At 36.5% G+C, this 18,908-nt stretch carries 21 protein-coding genes and 1 pseudogene; 2 read left to right on the top strand and 20 right to left on the bottom strand.

All coding sequences use genetic code 11. The annotated features are described in order from the left end of the window. Positions 1–118 precede the first annotated feature (118 nt). The 4 genes and pseudogenes from HUK49_RS11345 to HUK49_RS09305 all read right to left on the bottom strand — a co-directional run bounded on the left by HUK49_RS11345 (position 119) and on the right by HUK49_RS09305 (position 2,722). Entirely contained in the window at positions 119–256 is a 138-nt protein-coding gene (locus tag HUK49_RS11345; protein ID WP_235981094.1) for a hypothetical protein, read from the bottom strand. Positions 257–548: 292 nt separating this feature from the next. Further along, entirely contained in the window at positions 549–986 is a 438-nt protein-coding gene (locus HUK49_RS09310) for an OsmC family protein (protein ID WP_003717938.1), read from the bottom strand. A 187-nt stretch (positions 987–1,173) separates the two neighbouring features. Further along, a pseudogene (locus tag HUK49_RS11340) lies at positions 1,174–1,290 on the bottom strand (SDR family NAD(P)-dependent oxidoreductase); the annotation flags it as partial. A gap of 61 nt (positions 1,291–1,351) precedes the next feature. Then, positions 1,352–2,722, bottom strand: coding sequence for an APC family permease (locus HUK49_RS09305; RefSeq protein ID WP_191913517.1), 1,371 nt, complete (start codon positions 2,720–2,722; stop codon positions 1,352–1,354). Between the two features lie 157 nt (positions 2,723–2,879). Here HUK49_RS09305 and HUK49_RS09300 point away from each other — a divergent pair, with 157 nt between their 5' ends. Further along, positions 2,880–4,019 carry an FRG domain-containing protein gene (locus HUK49_RS09300; RefSeq protein WP_191913516.1) on the top strand — a complete coding sequence of 380 codons (1,140 nt, stop codon included), beginning with the start codon at positions 2,880–2,882 and terminating at the stop codon, positions 4,017–4,019. 88 nt (positions 4,020–4,107) lie between these two features. Here the strand turns inward: HUK49_RS09300 and HUK49_RS09295 are convergent, their stop codons facing one another. The 4 genes from HUK49_RS09295 to menB form a co-directional block, all read right to left on the bottom strand. Continuing rightward, complete coding sequence (locus HUK49_RS09295; RefSeq protein WP_191913515.1) at positions 4,108–4,305, bottom strand: helix-turn-helix transcriptional regulator; 198 nt, start codon at positions 4,303–4,305, stop codon at positions 4,108–4,110. Between the two features lie 10 nt (positions 4,306–4,315). Continuing rightward, the gene (locus HUK49_RS09290; protein WP_191913514.1) at positions 4,316–4,798 is read right to left on the bottom strand and encodes a hypothetical protein; all 483 of its coding nucleotides are present in this window, start codon (positions 4,796–4,798) and stop codon (positions 4,316–4,318) included. 140 nt (positions 4,799–4,938) lie between these two features. Further along, a complete protein-coding gene (locus tag HUK49_RS09285; RefSeq protein ID WP_191913513.1) occupies positions 4,939–6,363 on the bottom strand; it encodes an o-succinylbenzoate--CoA ligase in 1,425 nt (474 codons plus the stop codon). Positions 6,364–6,380: 17 nt separating this feature from the next. Further along, positions 6,381–7,202: a 1,4-dihydroxy-2-naphthoyl-CoA synthase gene (gene menB, locus HUK49_RS09280; RefSeq protein WP_191913512.1), complete on the bottom strand. Its 822-nt coding sequence runs from the start codon at positions 7,200–7,202 to the stop codon at positions 6,381–6,383. Between the two features lie 32 nt (positions 7,203–7,234). Between menB and HUK49_RS09275 the strand changes: the two genes are divergently transcribed. Further along, positions 7,235–7,612, top strand: a complete 378-nt coding sequence (locus HUK49_RS09275; RefSeq protein WP_191913511.1) for a PaaI family thioesterase — start codon at positions 7,235–7,237, stop codon at positions 7,610–7,612. A 23-nt stretch (positions 7,613–7,635) separates the two neighbouring features. On the opposite strand, the gene HUK49_RS09270 is transcribed toward HUK49_RS09275, so the two are convergent. The 12 genes from HUK49_RS09270 to HUK49_RS09215 form a co-directional block, all read right to left on the bottom strand. Continuing rightward, a complete protein-coding gene (locus HUK49_RS09270) occupies positions 7,636–8,487 on the bottom strand; it encodes an alpha/beta hydrolase (protein ID WP_191913518.1) in 852 nt (283 codons plus the stop codon). A gap of 998 nt (positions 8,488–9,485) precedes the next feature. Continuing rightward, positions 9,486–9,944: a hypothetical protein gene (locus tag HUK49_RS09265; RefSeq protein WP_191913510.1), complete on the bottom strand. Its 459-nt coding sequence runs from the start codon at positions 9,942–9,944 to the stop codon at positions 9,486–9,488. Next, positions 9,937–10,422: a hypothetical protein gene (locus HUK49_RS09260; protein ID WP_191913509.1), complete on the bottom strand. Its 486-nt coding sequence runs from the start codon at positions 10,420–10,422 to the stop codon at positions 9,937–9,939. The genes HUK49_RS09265 and HUK49_RS09260 overlap by 8 nt, the downstream gene beginning before the upstream one ends. Positions 10,423–10,919: 497 nt before the next feature. Next, complete coding sequence (locus tag HUK49_RS09255; RefSeq protein WP_191913508.1) at positions 10,920–11,798, bottom strand: toll/interleukin-1 receptor domain-containing protein; 879 nt, start codon at positions 11,796–11,798, stop codon at positions 10,920–10,922. 12 nt (positions 11,799–11,810) lie between these two features. Continuing rightward, positions 11,811–13,337, bottom strand: a complete 1,527-nt coding sequence (locus HUK49_RS09250; RefSeq protein WP_191913507.1) for an ATP-binding protein — start codon at positions 13,335–13,337, stop codon at positions 11,811–11,813. Positions 13,338–13,506: 169 nt separating this feature from the next. Further along, positions 13,507–14,400 carry a tyrosine-type recombinase/integrase gene (locus tag HUK49_RS09245; RefSeq protein ID WP_326515943.1) on the bottom strand — a complete coding sequence of 298 codons (894 nt, stop codon included), beginning with the start codon at positions 14,398–14,400 and terminating at the stop codon, positions 13,507–13,509. Positions 14,401–14,405: 5 nt separating this feature from the next. Further along, a complete protein-coding gene (locus tag HUK49_RS09240; RefSeq protein WP_191913506.1) occupies positions 14,406–14,714 on the bottom strand; it encodes a hypothetical protein in 309 nt (102 codons plus the stop codon). A gap of 33 nt (positions 14,715–14,747) precedes the next feature. Continuing rightward, positions 14,748–14,951: a hypothetical protein gene (locus tag HUK49_RS09235; protein ID WP_191913519.1), complete on the bottom strand. Its 204-nt coding sequence runs from the start codon at positions 14,949–14,951 to the stop codon at positions 14,748–14,750. Next, the gene (locus HUK49_RS09230) at positions 14,951–15,187 is read right to left on the bottom strand and encodes a hypothetical protein (protein WP_191913505.1); all 237 of its coding nucleotides are present in this window, start codon (positions 15,185–15,187) and stop codon (positions 14,951–14,953) included. The genes HUK49_RS09235 and HUK49_RS09230 overlap by 1 nt, the downstream gene beginning before the upstream one ends. A gap of 63 nt (positions 15,188–15,250) precedes the next feature. After that, the gene (locus tag HUK49_RS09225; RefSeq protein WP_006917154.1) at positions 15,251–15,667 is read right to left on the bottom strand and encodes a hypothetical protein; all 417 of its coding nucleotides are present in this window, start codon (positions 15,665–15,667) and stop codon (positions 15,251–15,253) included. 28 nt (positions 15,668–15,695) lie between these two features. After that, positions 15,696–18,149 (bottom strand): P-loop NTPase family protein, encoded by a 2,454-nt coding sequence (locus HUK49_RS09220; protein WP_191913504.1) that lies wholly within the window; start codon positions 18,147–18,149, stop codon positions 15,696–15,698. Continuing rightward, complete coding sequence (locus HUK49_RS09215) at positions 18,133–18,735, bottom strand: hypothetical protein (RefSeq protein WP_191913503.1); 603 nt, start codon at positions 18,733–18,735, stop codon at positions 18,133–18,135. The genes HUK49_RS09220 and HUK49_RS09215 overlap by 17 nt, the downstream gene beginning before the upstream one ends. Positions 18,736–18,908 lie beyond the last annotated feature (173 nt).

Genomic DNA, 18,908 nt, shown 5'->3' with positions numbered 1-18,908 from the left:
AAAATAGTGGTGCCCATTAAGGTCCTTCTTTCTAATGGAATGTTGTGGTAACACCATTAAAGACCTTGATGGGTTTTTCTGTCTACTTAAATGTTCAACTTAAATTTTACAATCTGCCTTATTTAATAATCGTCACTTGGCTCTTAATCGGAACGGTATTTACTAAATTATCACGAACTGGGCAGGTATTCTCCATAAATTCGACAAACTTTTCTGTATTTTCTTTCGACTCATCTGTATCAAAATGAGCATCCATTTTATCTCATCGAATCCTGGACGATCACCATTAATAGTCCCGTTTAATACCAAGTAGAAGGAACGGTATGTAAAATGCTGTTTTCGATAAAACGACCCAGCAACAATTGACTCACAAGCACCAAGGGCACATAACAATGCTTCTTTAGGATCTAATCATTTTTCATACCCATTTCTTCTCCCTGTTAAGTCATACTTGATTTTGAAATCACGAACTTGTGCTTGGTAAACATTTGCTTCTCTAGTACTAGCAACACTTGCCTTATACGTTGTCATCGCTTTCCACCAGCTTTCTACTTTGTAGTTACTTGTCCAACAACTATTTTGACTCCATTACGCAGGTTATCCATAATCGGTGATTGCTGTTCAACCTGTTGCATAAACTTTGCACACTCTTCCGCAGAAGCAGTAGTCTTAACCTGATAGTTAATTCGAATTTCTTGAAGGCCATTTCGCACATCTGGATTCCCCATAAACCCACGAGGATCGAGATCCCCTTCAAGATCGATTACCATTTGATCGTATTGAAATCCTTCATCTGCAGCTAGTTGCTTTGCGGTAGCTTGCAAAGAAGCACCCAAAGTACTAAGTTCTAATTCAACTGGGTTCATCCCCGTATTAGTTCCACCAGCATTTTTAGGTTCATCAATTAAATAATGTACACCATGAGAATGAGTATCTACTTGAAGTCCCTGCTTAGTTTTCCGTGCAGTTGCGTTATAGTATTCCATTGATTACCCTCCCTTAATTTGTTACCTTCATCATAGGTTTCTTTCTCCCTTTGGAAAACGTTTTCAAAAGCTGTTGAGGAACTAAAGAATTCTTGAGAAAAGGAACAAGTGTTAATTGAACTAGCAAAAAAGATTCGTAACTGGTTAAAACCAATCACGAATCTTTTTAATACCACTCATTATTGTTTTAGAAAATAGTTGGGACTAATCCGCCATCTAGTCGCAATGCTTCACCCGAGAAGGAAGAAGAATACGGACTAGCAACAAAGGCGGTAAAGCGACCAACTTCTTCCGGACGGATTAATTATATCTTATTGCTTACTTTTTACAAGTGGAATTACTATTAAAAAATGTTTCAATTAGTTTCACTTCAATTTTTGCCCTTCAGCCTGAAGTTCTTTCAGCCATTTTTCATGCTTTTCTTCATATTTCCGGTCTCCCTTAATAAAGAAGTAAGCCACTGCCGCAAGAACCGCAATCACTGTTCCTAGCAGCAGGGTCTTCGATGTAAAGTTAGTGACCATGTAGCATGAAACCAGTAATGCCAACCCGGGAATTAAATGCTTTCCAGGTAGTTTAAACCCGTGTGTCGGGTACTGATTAGTATGTTCAAATTTAACAACGGCAAGAATCGTTGGGACATACTGAATAAACGAAGCCAAAACCGTACAGTTAACCAAAAAGAGGTAACTCTGAGTCGAAAATAGTGCTGAAAGAACCGAAGTAAGCACAATTCCAACCCACGGTGCATCATGACGATTCTTTTTTCCAACAAATTTTGGTAACATTCCATGCTCATTAGCCAGTGACGCAATTAACGACGGGGTGTTAAATGAAGCGGAAAAAGCCACTCCAAAAATACTTACTAGCATCCCAAAGATAATAATTGAATAGCCCCACTTACCAATTGCGGTCCCAAGGGCATTTGCTAATGGGGTTGAATAACCGCCTAGCTTTGTCCCAGCAAGGCCAACAGCAACCGCCATCATCAGTGCATCCAAAATCGTAACACTAACCATTACGGCGATCAGTACCCGAGGAATGTTTTTCTCAGGGTTATTCATCTGCTGAGCAGCAATTGGCAAGAAGGAGAAGCCAGTAAATAAGTAGAAAATTGGTGTGAACGCTTCTCCAAAATGGTGGAAGAACGGCATGGGTCCTTTAAGCGCTGCCTGGGGAATTATTGGCGTAAAGTTAGCCTTATGAATAAAGAACACCCCAACCACGATAAAGACAATCAGTGTCAAGATCTTGGCAGCTGCCGAAACGTTATTAACCACCTTAACAATACTTCGACCGTAGAAGTTAATCAGGGCAAAAAGAAGAATTAAACCAACTGCCCCGATACCGTAAGCAACGGGGTTCTTAAATACCGGCAAGAAACTTTTGAGAGTTGTTAATAACGCAACAATTTCTGCCGAAAGAGTGCAACATCCCAAGAACCAAGTAAAAATTCCTAATTCGTAGCCCGTGAAACGACCAAAAGCATGGTAGGAATATAGCCACGCTGCTCCAGATCCGGTAAACCGGCTCGACATATCAGCATAACACAAAGCGATTAAAGACACTGTGACAGCAGTGCAGAGAAGAACCGCCACTGCCGACAGGTTCATATAACGATAAATTACGGACGGGAGTAAAAAGGTCCCTGATCCAATAACCCCATTAATCCCTAAAAAGTAGATTGAAATAAATGAAAGCTTTTTAGGTGATTTTTGACTAGCGATAATAACCACCCCATAACTAAAAATAACTTAATTTTTATTGTAGTCGTTTTTGGGTAAAATGGTAATTTATCTTCTGCGCTTTCTAAACTCCCACTGGTATTTCTTATTAAGCTAGACTAAAATTTGCTTAAATGAGTCTTTTAAGGATACAAGGGAGGTTAGCCTAGTGATCCACAATATCCAGACTGTTTCTAACTATATTGAAGAAATTGAAAAGTTAATTAATAATAAGCACCATAACTATTATTTTCGTGGGCAAGATGACGCATTTTCCAATACCCTGCCAGCCATTTTTCGGAGCCGAAAGCTTCTCGACAACGAAGATAACCTATTCAATGACTTCTTGATGACGGATCCCCAACTTTTTGAAAAATGCCGAACTAATTTTGAACGGTTAGCCTTAATGGAACACTACCATCTCCCTACCAGATTATTAGATGTCAGTTCAAATCCCTTAATTGCCCTGTTCTTTGCGGTTAAGGGCGGACAAGGAAATGGTGAGGTTTATGTTTATAAGGATGAACCTAACCCTGATAAGCTGGCTGAAATGTTGGAACAGCGGGGATGGCAAAACTTAATTGCCGAATATAAAAGCAAAAATAAGTTAACCAGTCACAATTATTTTAAGAAAAACGCCTTTAGTAATGAAATGCAGCTTGAATCTTCTCTCGCTCGACAATCGTTAGCTGATAAAGCCGCCTTTTTTCAATCAATTAAGAATTTCTACAAACTGGATAATGATTACATTGGACAGCAGCACAAACTGTGGAGCCATAGCTATGACAGTTATTTTGATGATCAAGATTCTGATTACTTTGCGGAATTCAAGCGCGATCTACAAACTTTACCATTCCTGCGATTGTTCGAAGAAGCCAAGCGGGATACTCCAAGTTTTGCCAATAAGTTGAATCCCCTAGAGTTAATTGTCCCCAAGATCGTAACAATTAAACGGATGAGCCGGCGAATGGAAAACCAACAAGGCCTTTTTCTCTTCGTTCCCTTTATTGGTGAGGAATATGACCCGACAATTAATATTGATTATTCAGAAGTCGAACGTCGTGCCCAGTTAGCAATCGATATTCTCAGTCTCTATAATGCTGAAAATCCGGCTGAAAAAGAAAAATATATCATTCCAGCAAAGTATAAACGCTCAATTCTTGATGAGTTAGCTAAATTAGGGATTGACTACAGCTTCATCTATCCTGAAGATCACGCTAAAAAGGCAGAAATGATTAAGGCAAAGTACCTTGGCCTTAAAAAAAAGAACCTAAGCTTAGTCCGCAATGAAATTAGTTATCGTGGATAAGCTTAGGTTTTTAAATTGGCAACGTGACTGAATTGCTGATTGCTTAAAAATCAGTAATTACCTCTGTCAAATAGCATCATAAAATCCCCTAATTTTCTGGCCAAAATAGGTCATCCAAGGATTTACCTAATGCTTGACAGATTCTAATGCAAAGATCAACCGATGGATTATAATTTCCCTTTTCGATGGCAGAAATTGTTTGACGAGAGACACCCACCTGATTAGCTAACTCTTGTTGGGACAAATCCTTACCTGCTCTCGCTGCCTTCATCCTTAAATTCTTCATAATATTAATCTCACTTGTCTCGGTCACGATGAATACAATAAACCATTAAACCACCAACAGATACACAATAAATTGCTAACATCAGCAATCCAACATCTGGATCCCACACTCGTAAACTACCAGATGTTCTCATTAAATTAGTGATTGACTGGGCACCATCTAAAAGGCCATATAAGAGAAGAAGCCAACTCCAATACTTTTTTCTTTTCTGATTAATAGCAAAATACGCTGAATTCCATAAAACATAAATACTAAAGACCCATAATCCTATAAAAAGGGGCGTTAACACTAACAACTGCGGTGCTAACTGGATCTTTCTCACTGCTACTGCAAGAAGTGCATCCACAAGTATCATCGTCAAAAAACCATATTTAAATCCCTTTCCTCGAATTAATTCTTGCCGTTTATCATAATTAGCTTTTTTACCGCCAAATTTTATTGCTAAAAGAAGAAATATCAAGGCCACAATAAATATAATCAAAAGATCATCCATTACTGATTACCTTCTTTCTATTTTTTATAAAGATAAAATTATTTTGTCTTTTTGTCAAGTTTATATGACATTTTGTACAAAAAAAGATACCACCCACATTTCTGTGAATGGCATCGCTATCCATACTAGTTGAAAAACAACTATTTTTTATTAACTCGTTGTCGTAATAAATAATGTTTTATTTTACCACTAGCATTCGTTGGCAACTGTGCAACTCGAATGTAGTGCCGCGGAACCTTAAAATGAGCTAGGTGCTGGTAGCCAAAGTGAATTAGATTCTCAATATCTGGTTCACTATCAGTAACAATGAACGCAACTGGTACTGCACCCCATTTAGGATCGTTTTGACCCACAACCGCAACTTGCTTAATTCCTGGATATTGTTGATAAACCTGCTCCACTTCTTGGGGAAAAATATTTTCTCCGCCTGAAATGAACATCTCGTCTAACCGACCGTCAACATAAAGATAGCCTTCATTATCTAAGCGACCAACATCACCAGTATGATACCAACCAGCCGTCATTTTACGCTCTAATCTTCCTGGTTGGTTAAGATAACCAGAAGTCAATGCAGGTGATTTAAGGAGAATTTCGTTGTTTTCTGGTGCTAACCGTATTTGATTCATAAAAAGTGGTTGCCCGACAGAACCAAGTTTTCTTAACGCATCCTGTGCTCGCAACGCAACAATTTGTGAACAGGTCTCCGTCATTCCATAACACTGAACAACAGGAATTTGAAGACTAGCACATTGCTTTAGCGTTGCCATATCAGTTGTTCCTCCACCAAGTAACATACAACGAAAATGCTTGTTATAATGACTTTGACTATTTTTACGCTGTTCAAGTAGTTTTTGCAGCATAAATGGCACAACTGACATGATCGTTACTGGTTCGTTTACCAGAATTTTTTCAATTGTCGCTTCGGAAAACTTTTTAGCTAGACGCACGGTAATACCATAGATTAATCCCCGCATTAAAATTGAAAAGCCACTTATATGAAAAATCGGAGCTACACAGAGCCATTCATCATTTGCTCCTAAGCCCAAATTAAGTGCAGACGAAACCGCTGAATAAAAGTGATTACCAAATGTTTGTAAAACCCCTTTAGGATTCCCGGTCGTTCCAGACGTATACATAATGCTGGCAACTTGCTCGAAGTCGAACTCGGGAACTAATTGACCATCTTGTGCTGGTAATTGCAGAAAATGTTCAAAACTTATGAATCGTTTATCCATTGTGGGACGAACTAGTGAATCAGCCACTAGGCAACAAGTTAATCGGCTGTCTGCCATTTGGCGGTCCAATTCATCTTTAGCCAGTCGCCAATTTAACCAAACGATCGTCCTTCCACTCGCCAGTACCGTCATCGCTATTTCATACCCAATCAGTGTATTATCTGTCAAAATTCCTACAAATTTACCAGGCTTTAGCTGATTTAATCGCCCAATATTAGCAGCGACAACGTCTCGGAACTGGCTAAAGGTTAATTGTTTTTGTCCATCGGTAATTGCTACCTTATCGGGTTGAGTACTCGATTGTTTAAGCAACCAATTTTGCGTTTTCATCTTGTAACATCACCAGCTTAAGGAAATTTTGGAAATTGGTCAAAGTTTGGATCACGTTTTTGATTAAACGCATCGCGGCCTTCCTTTCCTTCATCAGTCGTGTAGAAAAGCATCGTAGCATCTCCACCAAGCTGCTGTAGGCCAGCTAGACCATCAGTATCAGCATTCATTGCTGCTTTGATAAAGCGCAATGCAGTTGGTGACTTTTTAAGAATTTCATTACACCAATCAAGAGTAACTGATTCAACCTGATCCAATGGTACAACCTTGTTAATCCAGTTCATTTGGTAAGCTTCCTCGGCTGAGTAAAAGTGGTTTAAGAACCAAACTTCTTTAGCTCGTTTATGACCAATTACTCGTGCTAAATAACCAGAACCATAACCAGCATCAAAGCTCCCAACTTTTGGACCAGTTTGGCCAAATTTTGCATTATCAGCAGCAATTGTCAAGTCACAAACTAATTGCAAAATATTACCACCGCCAACGGACCATCCTTTAACCATTGCAATTACCGGTTTAGGAATAATTCGAATGAGATGCTGAAGATCCAAAACATTTAAGCGAGCAATATGATCTGGACCAACATATCCACCGTTTCCACGAACTCCTTGGTCACCGCCAGAAGAGAATGCCTTGTCACCCGCTCCAGTTAGGATAATCACGCCAATTGTGCTATCATCACGACAGATCGTAAAAGCATCAATCATTTCTTGAATTGTTACTGGCGTAAAGGCATTCATTTTCTTGGGCCGATTCATGGTAATCTTTGCGATTTCCCCAGCTCGTTCAAAAATAATTTCCGAATAATCTTTAACATTTTTCCAATCTACACTTGTCATTTTAAGCTTCCTTCCAATATGAGGTGAATATTATGAATCTACTACAATACTTAGGAATTAAAATTCAAACAGTAACCGTTAACCAAGTAATTATTAGTATCAATGTCACTGATCAAATAAAGCAGCCCTTTGGCATTGTTCATGGCGGAATCAACGCCACTCTAGCCGAAACCGCTGCTTCTCTAGGGGCCAATGCTTGGCTAACTAACAATGATCGTCACCAAGTAGCAACAGGGGTCGATATTAATACTCACCACCTACGTGCCGTTAAAACAGGGGTCCTCAAGGCCGTTGCTACTCCGTTGAAATTGGGTCGAAGAATCCAGACTTGGCAAGTTCAAACCTTTAATGATGATCAAATTACTAGCAATAGCACCGTTTCCTTGCTAAATACCACTCTAGATAGCTAGTTATTCCTACCACTAATTTTATTTTATAAATGCTTTGCCAAAAAGTTCTTAATGATTTCAAACACTTGTGGTTGCAGGAATTGAGCATCCATATGACCGGCACCGTTAAGAACGTACATATCAGCAGGCACTTGATTTTCGATTAACTTATCATAGAGTTGCTCACTATCTTTTAGCGGAACCACCATATCCTTAGTTCCGTGGAGAATTAAGAATGGTACAGTTTGTTGATCAATATATGATAGTGGATTGGCTGCCCGATCGAGTTCTGGCGCGTCTTCAGGTTCTGCGCCTAATAAGTTACGGTAAACAAAATCAAAATCATCAGTAGCGCTCCCCTCCTTAGCTGTTAAGGGATCAACTACTCCATAGAATGGAACAACGACTTGAACATCACTTGAAACATCAAGATGATCACCCTTATCAAATTCTCGGTGACCATTAGTAACGCCAAGCATACTAACCATATGACCACCTGCAGATTCGCCCATTGCAACAAAGCGATCTGGGTCAGCTTGATAACGATCTGCATTAGCTCGAATGTAGCGAATAGCAGCTTTGGCATCTTCTAATTGTCCTGGAAACTGAACCTTATTACTATCACGGTATTCAACCCCCACTAAAATATAGCCATCGTGGGCAAAATCAACTAGGTTAGGTAAGTGAACATTATTATCAGTATCCATCCAGCCACCACCAGCAAACCAAAAAATTACCGGATAGCGTTTATCACTATCATTCTGAAAATGACGAATAACTGTTAATTTAAGATCCCGGGTAGTATTACCCAGCCAGCCTGGTACTTGGGCGTAAGTGACATCCGTATCCATCCATAAACCATCACGAACTGTCTTAACATCAATCGTTTTTTTCATTTCAGTCATAACTCCTTTAGCGCAAAATCTCTCAGCCGTTTTGATTGTAACAAATAATTTACTATTGATAAACTAAGGTGGCTTTCAGTAAAAGTTAAAAATAAAAAGAGTAGATTCATAATAGTAACTATCTACTAAAACTATGCATTCCTTGTTCACAAATACAGCACCTAGTATATTTTCTCTACTCAATATAGTAAAATAGTTGATTGTTAATCGTTAAAAGGAGTGTGAACATCCTTGAAAGTAAAAATTTCCCTTAATTGGTGGGGAGTAATTATTTTAGCAATCTTGATTTATGCACTATGGTGTTAAATGATTGTAGTAATATTTTTAATTTATACTGTCTAGTAGAGTAACCAGAATTGATAATTGTTTTCTTTTTACTACACGTATTTAAAAGCAGATTTTAAAAAATAACCAATTTTATTTAAACGTAACAAAAAAGCCTATAGACTTAAGATTAACTTAATCTATAGGCTTTAAATATTAATAATGCTGACTAGAGTCGCTGTTTTGTATTAACTGAAGTATTGGTACGACAGCATTCGACTCTAAACGTGTTAAGGTTTTGTGTTAATTCCATGGTCAGAAACTATGGTCAAAAGCTGATGTGACGGTAATCTAAAGCATTTTGGATTATTCTATCTAAACGATTGCCTTTCAGCTAAGTAATAAACTTTTACTTTGTCAAAGTTTATTAAGCAATTTGCTTATATCGTTAATTATTAACTGACCGTTATATATTTCTTCTTTGCTTAAAAGGAGTGTGATTCGAATTTTTTTAATGACATACTCTAGAGACTGGGTTAAATGAGCATCATTAAATCAACGAAAATTAGTTTATCAAATTATAAAGTATAAGGCAACCCCTATTTTAAAATAATCATAGCGATCTTACTTACCTCATTATTCAAAAACCGTTGCTTCTTGATAGGTATGGTATTGATACAAAAGTATCTGACACTAAAAATATTAAGTTTTTCCTTTAACTATCGCTAGTTAGTTTCTCCAATAAGTGCACTAACTATACCCACAGATCCTGCAAGAACCATAAAAGCTCTTAGTGCCGGCACATTGATCATATTCCATAACCAAATGAACAATAATAATGAAACTACCACAAATGACGCCACTATAAACCAAGAAATTCCTTTTATATCTGAGCGATGTTCTAAATACATTAAAACGATAACCACAACAATGAATGCCAAAATAAATAAAACTGCCCCAACTATGTATCTTTGTCCTCCTTCATCAAGGATTCTTTCGGCAGTATTTAATATATCCACCTTATTTACAAGCTTATCTGTAAGTCCCTCATTTTTCATTCTCATATTAAAAAAGAACAGTTTAAATAAATAAATTATAAAAGAAACCAAATATAATAATGAAACACTTATTCCAGCAACTATCTCTGGTTCCTTTATCCAGTCTTGCGAATTGTAATCATTCATTTTCTTTATCCTTAATAATATCTCTTATTACTAAATAAATACGACGCTTATGTGAAATATATGCTATCACTAAATATAATAACAATCCAATTATAACAATAACAAGAAATACTAATACACCTGAAAATATATTTGTTTTCATTATATATTCTTTTGGGACTGTTTTTACGTTAGTTAGTTTTAAGACATAAAGCTCCATCACTGTTTGAATCCATTTTAGAGTACTTTTGCCTAACCCTGATAGTAATGCTGAAAATAATAAACCAAAAATTCCGGTTGCGGCTAATTCATTCTTTTTTATTGAAACTGCATAATCAACAAGAATTCCCTTCAACTTCTTTAATGGGTAATCTTCATAACGCGCTCGCAAAGTATAATAATACTCTGCTTTTCTATTATCAGAATTCCGCGGACTAAAATATAAAATGTCATTCTTTAAGTATCTTAAAACTGAACGACATTTCTGTGATTTATTCATAAAATCACCTCCAATATATTTTAATAACAACTGACTTACTATTTAATAATTTACAAAAATTATCTTCAATATACGTCATGATTTCTATCCTAATAGATATTTTTAATACTATGTAACTTTTAACACTGTTTCCTCTAAAGAAGAAATATAGCTAGACTTATAATAACTACCCCTTAACACATTTTAACACGCAACTATCCTTGCCATATCAACAATCCCACCACTTCTACCACTCAAAAACTTCCTACCAACATCCGTCCGTGTTAAAGCAGCGCCATTTAAGCGACGAAAAAAGCCTGTAACGCCAACGATAATCGCTGGTATTACAGGCTTATGTGTTATTTGCAGTGCTCACTAAAGTCGCTTTTTTAGAGTAGTTCAACCCTTGGTGTAAAAGGATTTCATCCTAAACGTGTTAAGATTTTGTGTTAAAAGTATGGTCAGAAACTTTGTTCAAATAGCGTCGTTATGGGATTCTTAACCAATTCAAAATGGCATTACTGTTGCAATATTTTGTATTTAAATTTGATATTAGAAGATGCAATATTTAAAACCTCACCAACTAAAATAAAATCATCCTTATTAATAAAAGCAAAACTATCGCCTTTATATATTAATTGTGCTCTCTTATAACTGGTAAAGTAACTAATTAAATCAATGGGCATTTTTGTTAGCTTAAAGCTATTTGCTTTATGAGAAACATGCAAACAATTACCAATATAGTCATTGTAAATATATACACTATCATTGCCACCCTTAGACCAACTTATGGTGAACTTCTGTTTACCTCTACCAATATCAACCTTACCATCATTAACATCTAAACAAAGAGTAACTACTCCTTTATCATTAGGATTAAAAGCTAAACTATGCTTGATTTTATCTATATTTTTTACTTTTCTCACTTGTTGTTTATATTCTGTTGATACATGATTAACTTCATCAGGAAATATATAATTTAGTAGTTCATAGTAAGCTTTTATGTTTTCTGGATTAGTTGGATTACTCATATCTAACTTAATATATTTTAAATATTCAAATGGTTCTGGCAACTCTTTTGAAGCTTCAACCAGCGGAATTATATGAGAATCATGATTAACTTTGATCCTATCCACTTCGTATTTTACTCCACTGCTTTCAACCTCCATCCGTTTAAGGTACTCATTTGTGCAAACGCAAATTATATACTTTACATTTGTAGCTTCGGACATAAAACTTTTTAAATTGGACCCCGGATGGGTAGATGTCTTGTCGAAGAATACATTAACATCATAGTTTTCTATCAAAAATTGGTTTAACCATGTTGCAAAATTTTCACCATTTCCCTCACCCCAAGAGTAAGAAATAAAAATATCAGCTCGACTCTTATCAGTCATGATCCATCTCCCTTAAATTTTATATCTATTTTGAACACTAACACCCCAAAAAGGTATATAAGATACAAACTTTCTACCTGCTTTTTCGTCATAAAGCTTGATTAAATTAGCCTCTATTGCATTAGAAATAGCTTTAGAGATTAGCGAACTATCGTTACTAGTTAAGTTAAACCTTTTCCTTAATGATGCATTATTTATTTGTTCATCGTTAACATAATGCAAACAGGCATTCCAATATATCGATTCATTCTTTTCAGTTGGAGACATATCTTTGAAAAGCTTTTTACTGTGGATTGTAACCTGTGTTGCATCTGTTCCTTTCGTAAGTATTTCCAGAGCTGGTAATTCATGCTCTTCTAAAGAAGCTACAACTTTATCAATACCAGTTCCTCGAGATTCAACTATTTTAAATTTTCCCAACAAGTCAGCCAGTTCTGTATTTCTTGACCTTGGAGGAAAATCTAAGAACCTCATTGGATCAATCAATGGAACACCCGGATTACTAAAAATAATTCTGTTATTAAAGATTTCTACCATTGGTCTCATTCCACTAATAGTAAAGTCTTGATGAGCAATCGTATTCGCTAATAATTCCCGAACAACTAATTCCGGAAATTGTGGAATATCATTTCGAATACCACCAGTGTAGTCTTCAACATAAGGAATATGTCGCATTATATTAACAATCATATTATGGAATCCAACTATGATACCCATATTACCAATAGCATCGTATACTGCATTATCAGTCTTATAGTTACCTTCATATTTAGTAATTCTAACTGTTCTTCGCTTTAAGTGAGGGAAGCTATTCATATCCTTTGCTAAGGTATAGGCACCTAAATTAGTGATATCAAATGAATTTCCAGAACTAACAATAATATTATCTTCAATTAAACTTTGAATAATATCACTTTCATGAATAATATCCATATTTATAGTTCTTTTGTAAAAATTAATATCTAGCAAATTTTCTATGTCCGGATATGATACATTAGTTTTAGCAAATTCCATTTCAAACTTAGAAGATTCAAACGATTTCCAAATTTGTCTTTCTTTTTCCGGAAACTCATTCAACGGCTTTAGTGATGTACCAGAGCGAACATACTCAACACCCTTATACTTAATTGGCTGATTTATATGAGTCACATCAATAATCAAAACAACCAGTCTTTTTCCTTGAACATTCTTAAATTCTTTCCACTCCAGTTGAATTTTAGGATTTATATTTTCCTCAATATAAGTAATAAATGGATAGTTCGAATTTTTCATTCGCTTTTTATTACCATCTTTAGGCAAAATACGAGCTTTTGATGTATATGGATCAAATTTTGTTCCAATTATATTTTTAGTAATATCTTCGACTCCCCAGATTAAATAAGCACGCGGATTCAATGAAGCGATGGCAGCATTCCCTAATGCAGAAATATATTTACAAATTTGACCGGTATCATTCAAATTAGATTTATATTCGATTGTTTCGGATTCATTATCATTTTGAATAAGTTCTAATAAGACATCAGAAGTGAAATTCTCCATTTTATTTCTCCACATTTTCTTTTTCTCAATTTAAATATTTTTTCTCTAAACTCAATAATATCAAGGGTTCCCTTTTTTCTCAATTAAATATTTTGTAATTATATCATTAATTAAGGTAACAAGCTCACCTACTAAAAATAGCCATGCAACTAATTGCACGGCTATTTTTTTACATTGATAAGTAGCGATCCATCAATCCGCTGTATCCAGTGTTAAACGTTTTTACATAATAGCGCATATAAACTGCCAATGAATTACCTAACCGATTGCAAGCATAGCTATAATCTCCGAGCCTTGCCAATCTAGTACCGCAAGTGGTCCTTAGTGTGTAACAACTCAATGGCAGATCTCCATTATTAACCCCAATCCGGCGACAAAGTTCCTTTAACATATCGTTCATTGACCGTTGAGTGACTGGATAACCCAATCTAGCTAGCCGGTAGTCCGTCAAATTCAAAAATAGTAAGTCACTAGTGGTTTGCAGACCTTTTTCTTTAATAAACTCCGCTTGCTTCTGTTTAAAAATTTGCAACTGGTCATAAAGCCGCTGAGTTATTGGCGGGGTGAGACGACTTTCACCTTTGCGACGGGCTTTAAGGTGACCGTTTAACCCCTTAGTCAATTCCGAATAAGAATCGTTAATCCGAAACACCCAGTGACCTTCGTCTTGGGTCAGATTAGTCAGCTTCAATGCTTGAACTTCTTGTGGTCGCATTCCGGTTTCTGCCTCAACCCATAATGCCATTCTCACTACCCATCTTTGAATCGAAATTTGATTCAAATCATCTTGAATCGCTTTTCTAAATGCCTGAAACTCTTGATCTGTCATGGCATATTTTTCTTTAGTAATGGACTGTTTGTCCTTTCTAAAGAAATAGTCAATTGGTCGCTTGGGAACAGGTAACTTTACAATGACATCACCTTCCAGCGTTAGAAAGTAGGTCCGTAATTGCTGCAATAACTTACTAGCAGTGGAATGGGTAGTAATACTAGCATGGTGTTCTCTGGCATAGGTGGTGATGAACTCTCTGATCGTATCTTCATCACAGTTTCTGACCTTCACTCCACCTAGATAACAATGCACCATTTTTCCGTGTACCGCCAGGTCTTAATTGAAGCTGGACTCCAGCGTTCCATCTTGATTTGCTTTGTAATCCATTCCGACAAAGCCTGTGGTAGATACATACTGCCCGTATTGAAATCATGACCAGTTTTAATCTGATCAATCAGATCCGCCTCAATTTTCCTAGCTTTCGATTTCGTTTCCGCATAGTGGACAGGAGCCGAAATCAATTTCCCATGCACACTGGTCTGTGGTCGAATCCAATATTGCCCACAATGCTTACTATTCTTATTAGTAACTAGTCGTATCGTCAAACTTCATCACTCCTAGAACCCATTAATAAAATATTAACGCGCCCGCCAGGTAGTAACCTGTTGAAATCCTGCCGTTTTCATCCAATTAACCACTTCATCAACTACAAAGTAGCGTCTGGATTTCGGATCCAGTTGATGATAAGGCATACCTAATCGGATCAGAGTATAGATGTATCCGTTACTGCAACCAATGATGTTCGCTAATGTCTTTAGATTAACAATTTCGTCTTTTACCATTATTCCCTTTCCTTCCTTAACCGCTTAATTTCACTTCTTAACTTCTCAATTTCATCGATGACTTTCACATAGGTCACCCTCGGGAAATAGATTCCCACTAGTTGATATTCGTCATCATAAACATTCACTGATGTTTTTATTGTGTCGCTGTAGTCATGCAATGCGTTAAACCTTTGCAGAAATTTAGACTTTTCAACGTTAACCGTCTTATCTTCTGTCTCATCAATCAATAACATTAATACTCATCCTTTCGGTTTTCTGACTGTTTCTATGTTAAAATTATGATGTAAATTTTTTATTTAATTGGTGAACTCAAATGGAGTAAATACCGCACTGCTCTGTGGATAATTCTTTTTGAATTCATCATAGCCATAGTGCCATGTTTTTAGAATTGTAATTTCTCCTGTTTTTCGATCAACACTACCAAGTCGATCTGGAGTTACATTCAATTCATTAAACATGGTCTTTATTTTTTCTTGAGTTAATTTATCATTCCTAACGCAAATGACTTTCTGATAATTCTTGCCATTGAAGTGTTTGCGTTTCATTACGAAGCCCAGCATTTCTAGCTGTTCTGTGAAGGCTCGGTATGAAGCTCCTGGTTGCTTCATCTTATCCTTATAGATGTTGAATAGGCGATTAGCCTGAATCCCAACCAGGTCATAGAGCGAAGTAATTCCTTCATTTTCCAGAAACAACTCTAATGAATCATTCAATGCTGCTAGCTTAGTAGCTGCTGAGTATTTATAAAATTTCCTGTCTCTCTTTATCACTCATTTTCAACAGCTTAGATGCTTCCTGCATAATAATGTAGAACAGTGCCTGCCAGATTTTTGGATTATTAACGAAATCAGAAACGTTGACTATTCGTACATGTTCATCCTTGATGGGATCTTCCTTTAGTGACTTGGGTGAATTAATTACAAACATTCTAGCTGCAGTACCTTCTTGGGTTACTTGTGGCATCGCATTAGTTGCAATCACAATCAGTGACGGTAAAGTTACCGGGTGATCTGTCTCATACTTAGCTGAAGCATTTTGAGCCATACCCGAGATCACGCCATTAATTATTGTCCCGGCATTAGCAGTAATGATATTCCGCTTTTCATTAGCTTGAAAATCATCAAACCACAGCATTACCTTACCGTTTTTAACGTCATTCAATGCTATATAACGGCCGTTGGTAAAAGCCTGGTTTACATTCTGGGTATTGGATCTGATATTAGAGCCACTTTGCCCTTCGTCATTGAAGAGTTTCTCCAATAAAACTGCTAAGGTACTCTTACCGGCACCGCTTTTGCCCTTGAGCACAATGAACACTCTGAGTTCCTCCATAATGCCTGTATGTTGGAGCGGAATTAATCCCAGCATAGCTTTCAGTTGTTTCAAGACCTTGGGTGCAAGATGTTTCAGAAAATAATTCAGTTGATAATATTCACTAGAATTAACAATGGACGGGTCATAATCCACATTAACATGGTGATTAAGCTGGTATCGAAATGGTGAATCTGTACTAATCTTCCCATTTTTATTAAGAAGGATAGCCTGATGATCCGACTGGAAACCATCACCTAGCTGATCCTGGTACTTTTCGTCCTTCAACAATGTCAAAACATTATTCTTAGTATTCTCAAAACGCTGTTTTTGTTGCTTGGTGAAGTATTTTTTCAACAGATGGTTAACTGCAGATTCCTTAGTGGAGTAGTTTCCCCGTTCATCCTTAACCAATAACTCACCATCAACTACTAGGGTATTCGGGTCATTGTAGATGTAGTCCGCAGTGTCTAATTGATCTAAATACTTATTTTTCCAAAGTTTGGTTAAATATTTCATTAGCTGGTTAGTATTACCATGGTGCAGACTGGCCCATATCTGAACGGTCAAAGCCAATATATTATACTGGTAGATTTGTTCCACGTTGGTTTGTCTAATCTTACGAACCTCGTATTTCATCCAATCCTCAATTGATTGGCCTTCACCAATTGAATCAATTACACTTGGCAAGTAGTTATTGGTAACGCTGGCACCAGTGTTTTCCAGATAATCATCAATATCTTTGACTTCAATTGCCTTAATCGCCTGGTCCAAAACATTAATTCGATCCTTTATCTTACAGTCTGAAATGAAGACCTGATTTCTCAGCACCTCGTTAGTGAAACGGTTAGCAAAACTCTCACTTTGTTTGTTGTTTTCTACATCAATTGCAAAGCAATAGTAATACTTTCTACCTATTAGATATTGAGCATCATAGACACCAGCTTCATCTAGGAGCTGTTTAATGTTACTCAGCTTTTCGGCTTGATCAACTGGATCAATACCATCAATACCTTCTTTAAACAAGTAATTGTTCAGCATCTTTATGGACCTCCTTTCTTTTGCTTGAGCTAGTTCGACAACATTTTGATCAATATCTTCTGATTTCAGTTTTCTCAAGCCCTTGCCAGTTTTTGAGTGGTAAACTGAACTCACATCAAAGCTCTGATTTCGGCATTTATAGTCATCATTATCATTAATTAAGATGTATTCCTGGGGACTCTTGATAATCGCATGCTGCCACTTTTTCATTGAAAAAGTTAAATCATCAATTTCTGCTTGATAATGAGTCTTGAATTCTTGATACTGATTTTCAAAATTCTTAGATACGCGCATGATGAAACCGTCGTTTAAACAGTTAACAATATTTGATAGACCCCAGTAATTCAACACATCAAACATGAAGTTCATAGAACTGTATACAGCCAAGAGCCGATTAACATACCGTCCTTGACCAGAATCATTAGTGGAACAGTACAAATTGAGCTTCAGTTTAATTTCATTTCGCTCATTAACTAGTTCAGTATTATTCTGGTAATTAGGCATCGCTTCAATTTGCTGTTTGCGATCAAACAATTTCTTGTAGTAAGAATTCAGTAGCCCTAATTTATACGCAAATGTCGGTAGCATAGAGTGGACATCGATCTGGACCACATCATCAATAATTGTTTTGGTGGCTGAATAGATGCCGTTATTTGTGAAGTTAAAACTAGTCTTAACCATATGTTCAAAGGCACTAGTTACAATTAGTTCATCATTCTTCTGCTCCAGCAATAGCTTATTGCCGCTAAACGCTTTGTTTAGATGCAACCGTTCGGCTTCAATTAGGTAAAATGGAGTTGTGGAGAAAGTCATAATTCCGGTGTCATCAATTAGCATTTTCACTCAGCTTCATCCATAGATCTATTTCATTGTCACAGATATGCTTGCATGCTAATTGGGGTAGCTTTTCAAAATATTTCTCAATGTTATCCCTAATTTTAGAAATCTTCTCTCCTGCAGATGGATCATATTCCACAACTTGCTTAATGTTTTTTTCTTCTTTTCTAGTGAGCATTCTGATGCCTAGTTGTTTAAATCGACACCGTATAGCTCTCTTAACATTTCGATCACTAAGTTCCGGGTGAGCATTAACCATATCAGAAAACCTAGAATATCTGGCATAACGAATATCCGAATACACAGGTGCATACATTCTTTCTGCCGCAAGCTTAATTATTCCGCCATAACCAGAATGTATTTTGGCACAATTTGTAAAATCCATTATCGGGTAAACAATTTGCTTCCCTGCTTCTACTATTCCATAGCCACCAGTATACTCACCATATTCTTGACGGAAGAAAATGTTCATATAATAAGGTGGGTTCTTTAAAACATTCATAAAAATTACCTCTTTCTTCTTATAAATACTAATTAACGACATTAATAACCTGTGGGACTTAGGTCCATCTCTGGGTTTAGCATTGATCATTGCTTTTCACTTTCTTCATATTTTCTGAGCGAAATTCTCTCACTTATGTTTTAGGCAGATTGTAAAATTTAAGTTGAACATTTAAGTAGACAGAAAAACCCATCAAGGTCTTTAATGGTGTTACCACAACATTCCATTAGAAAGAAGGACCTTAATGGGCACCACTATTTTAT

The sequence above is a fragment of the Limosilactobacillus portuensis genome (assembly GCF_014838735.1).
Taxonomy (GTDB): Bacteria; Bacillota; Bacilli; order Lactobacillales; family Lactobacillaceae; genus Limosilactobacillus; species Limosilactobacillus portuensis.
This window is presented reverse-complemented; position numbering and strand designations above follow the sequence as displayed.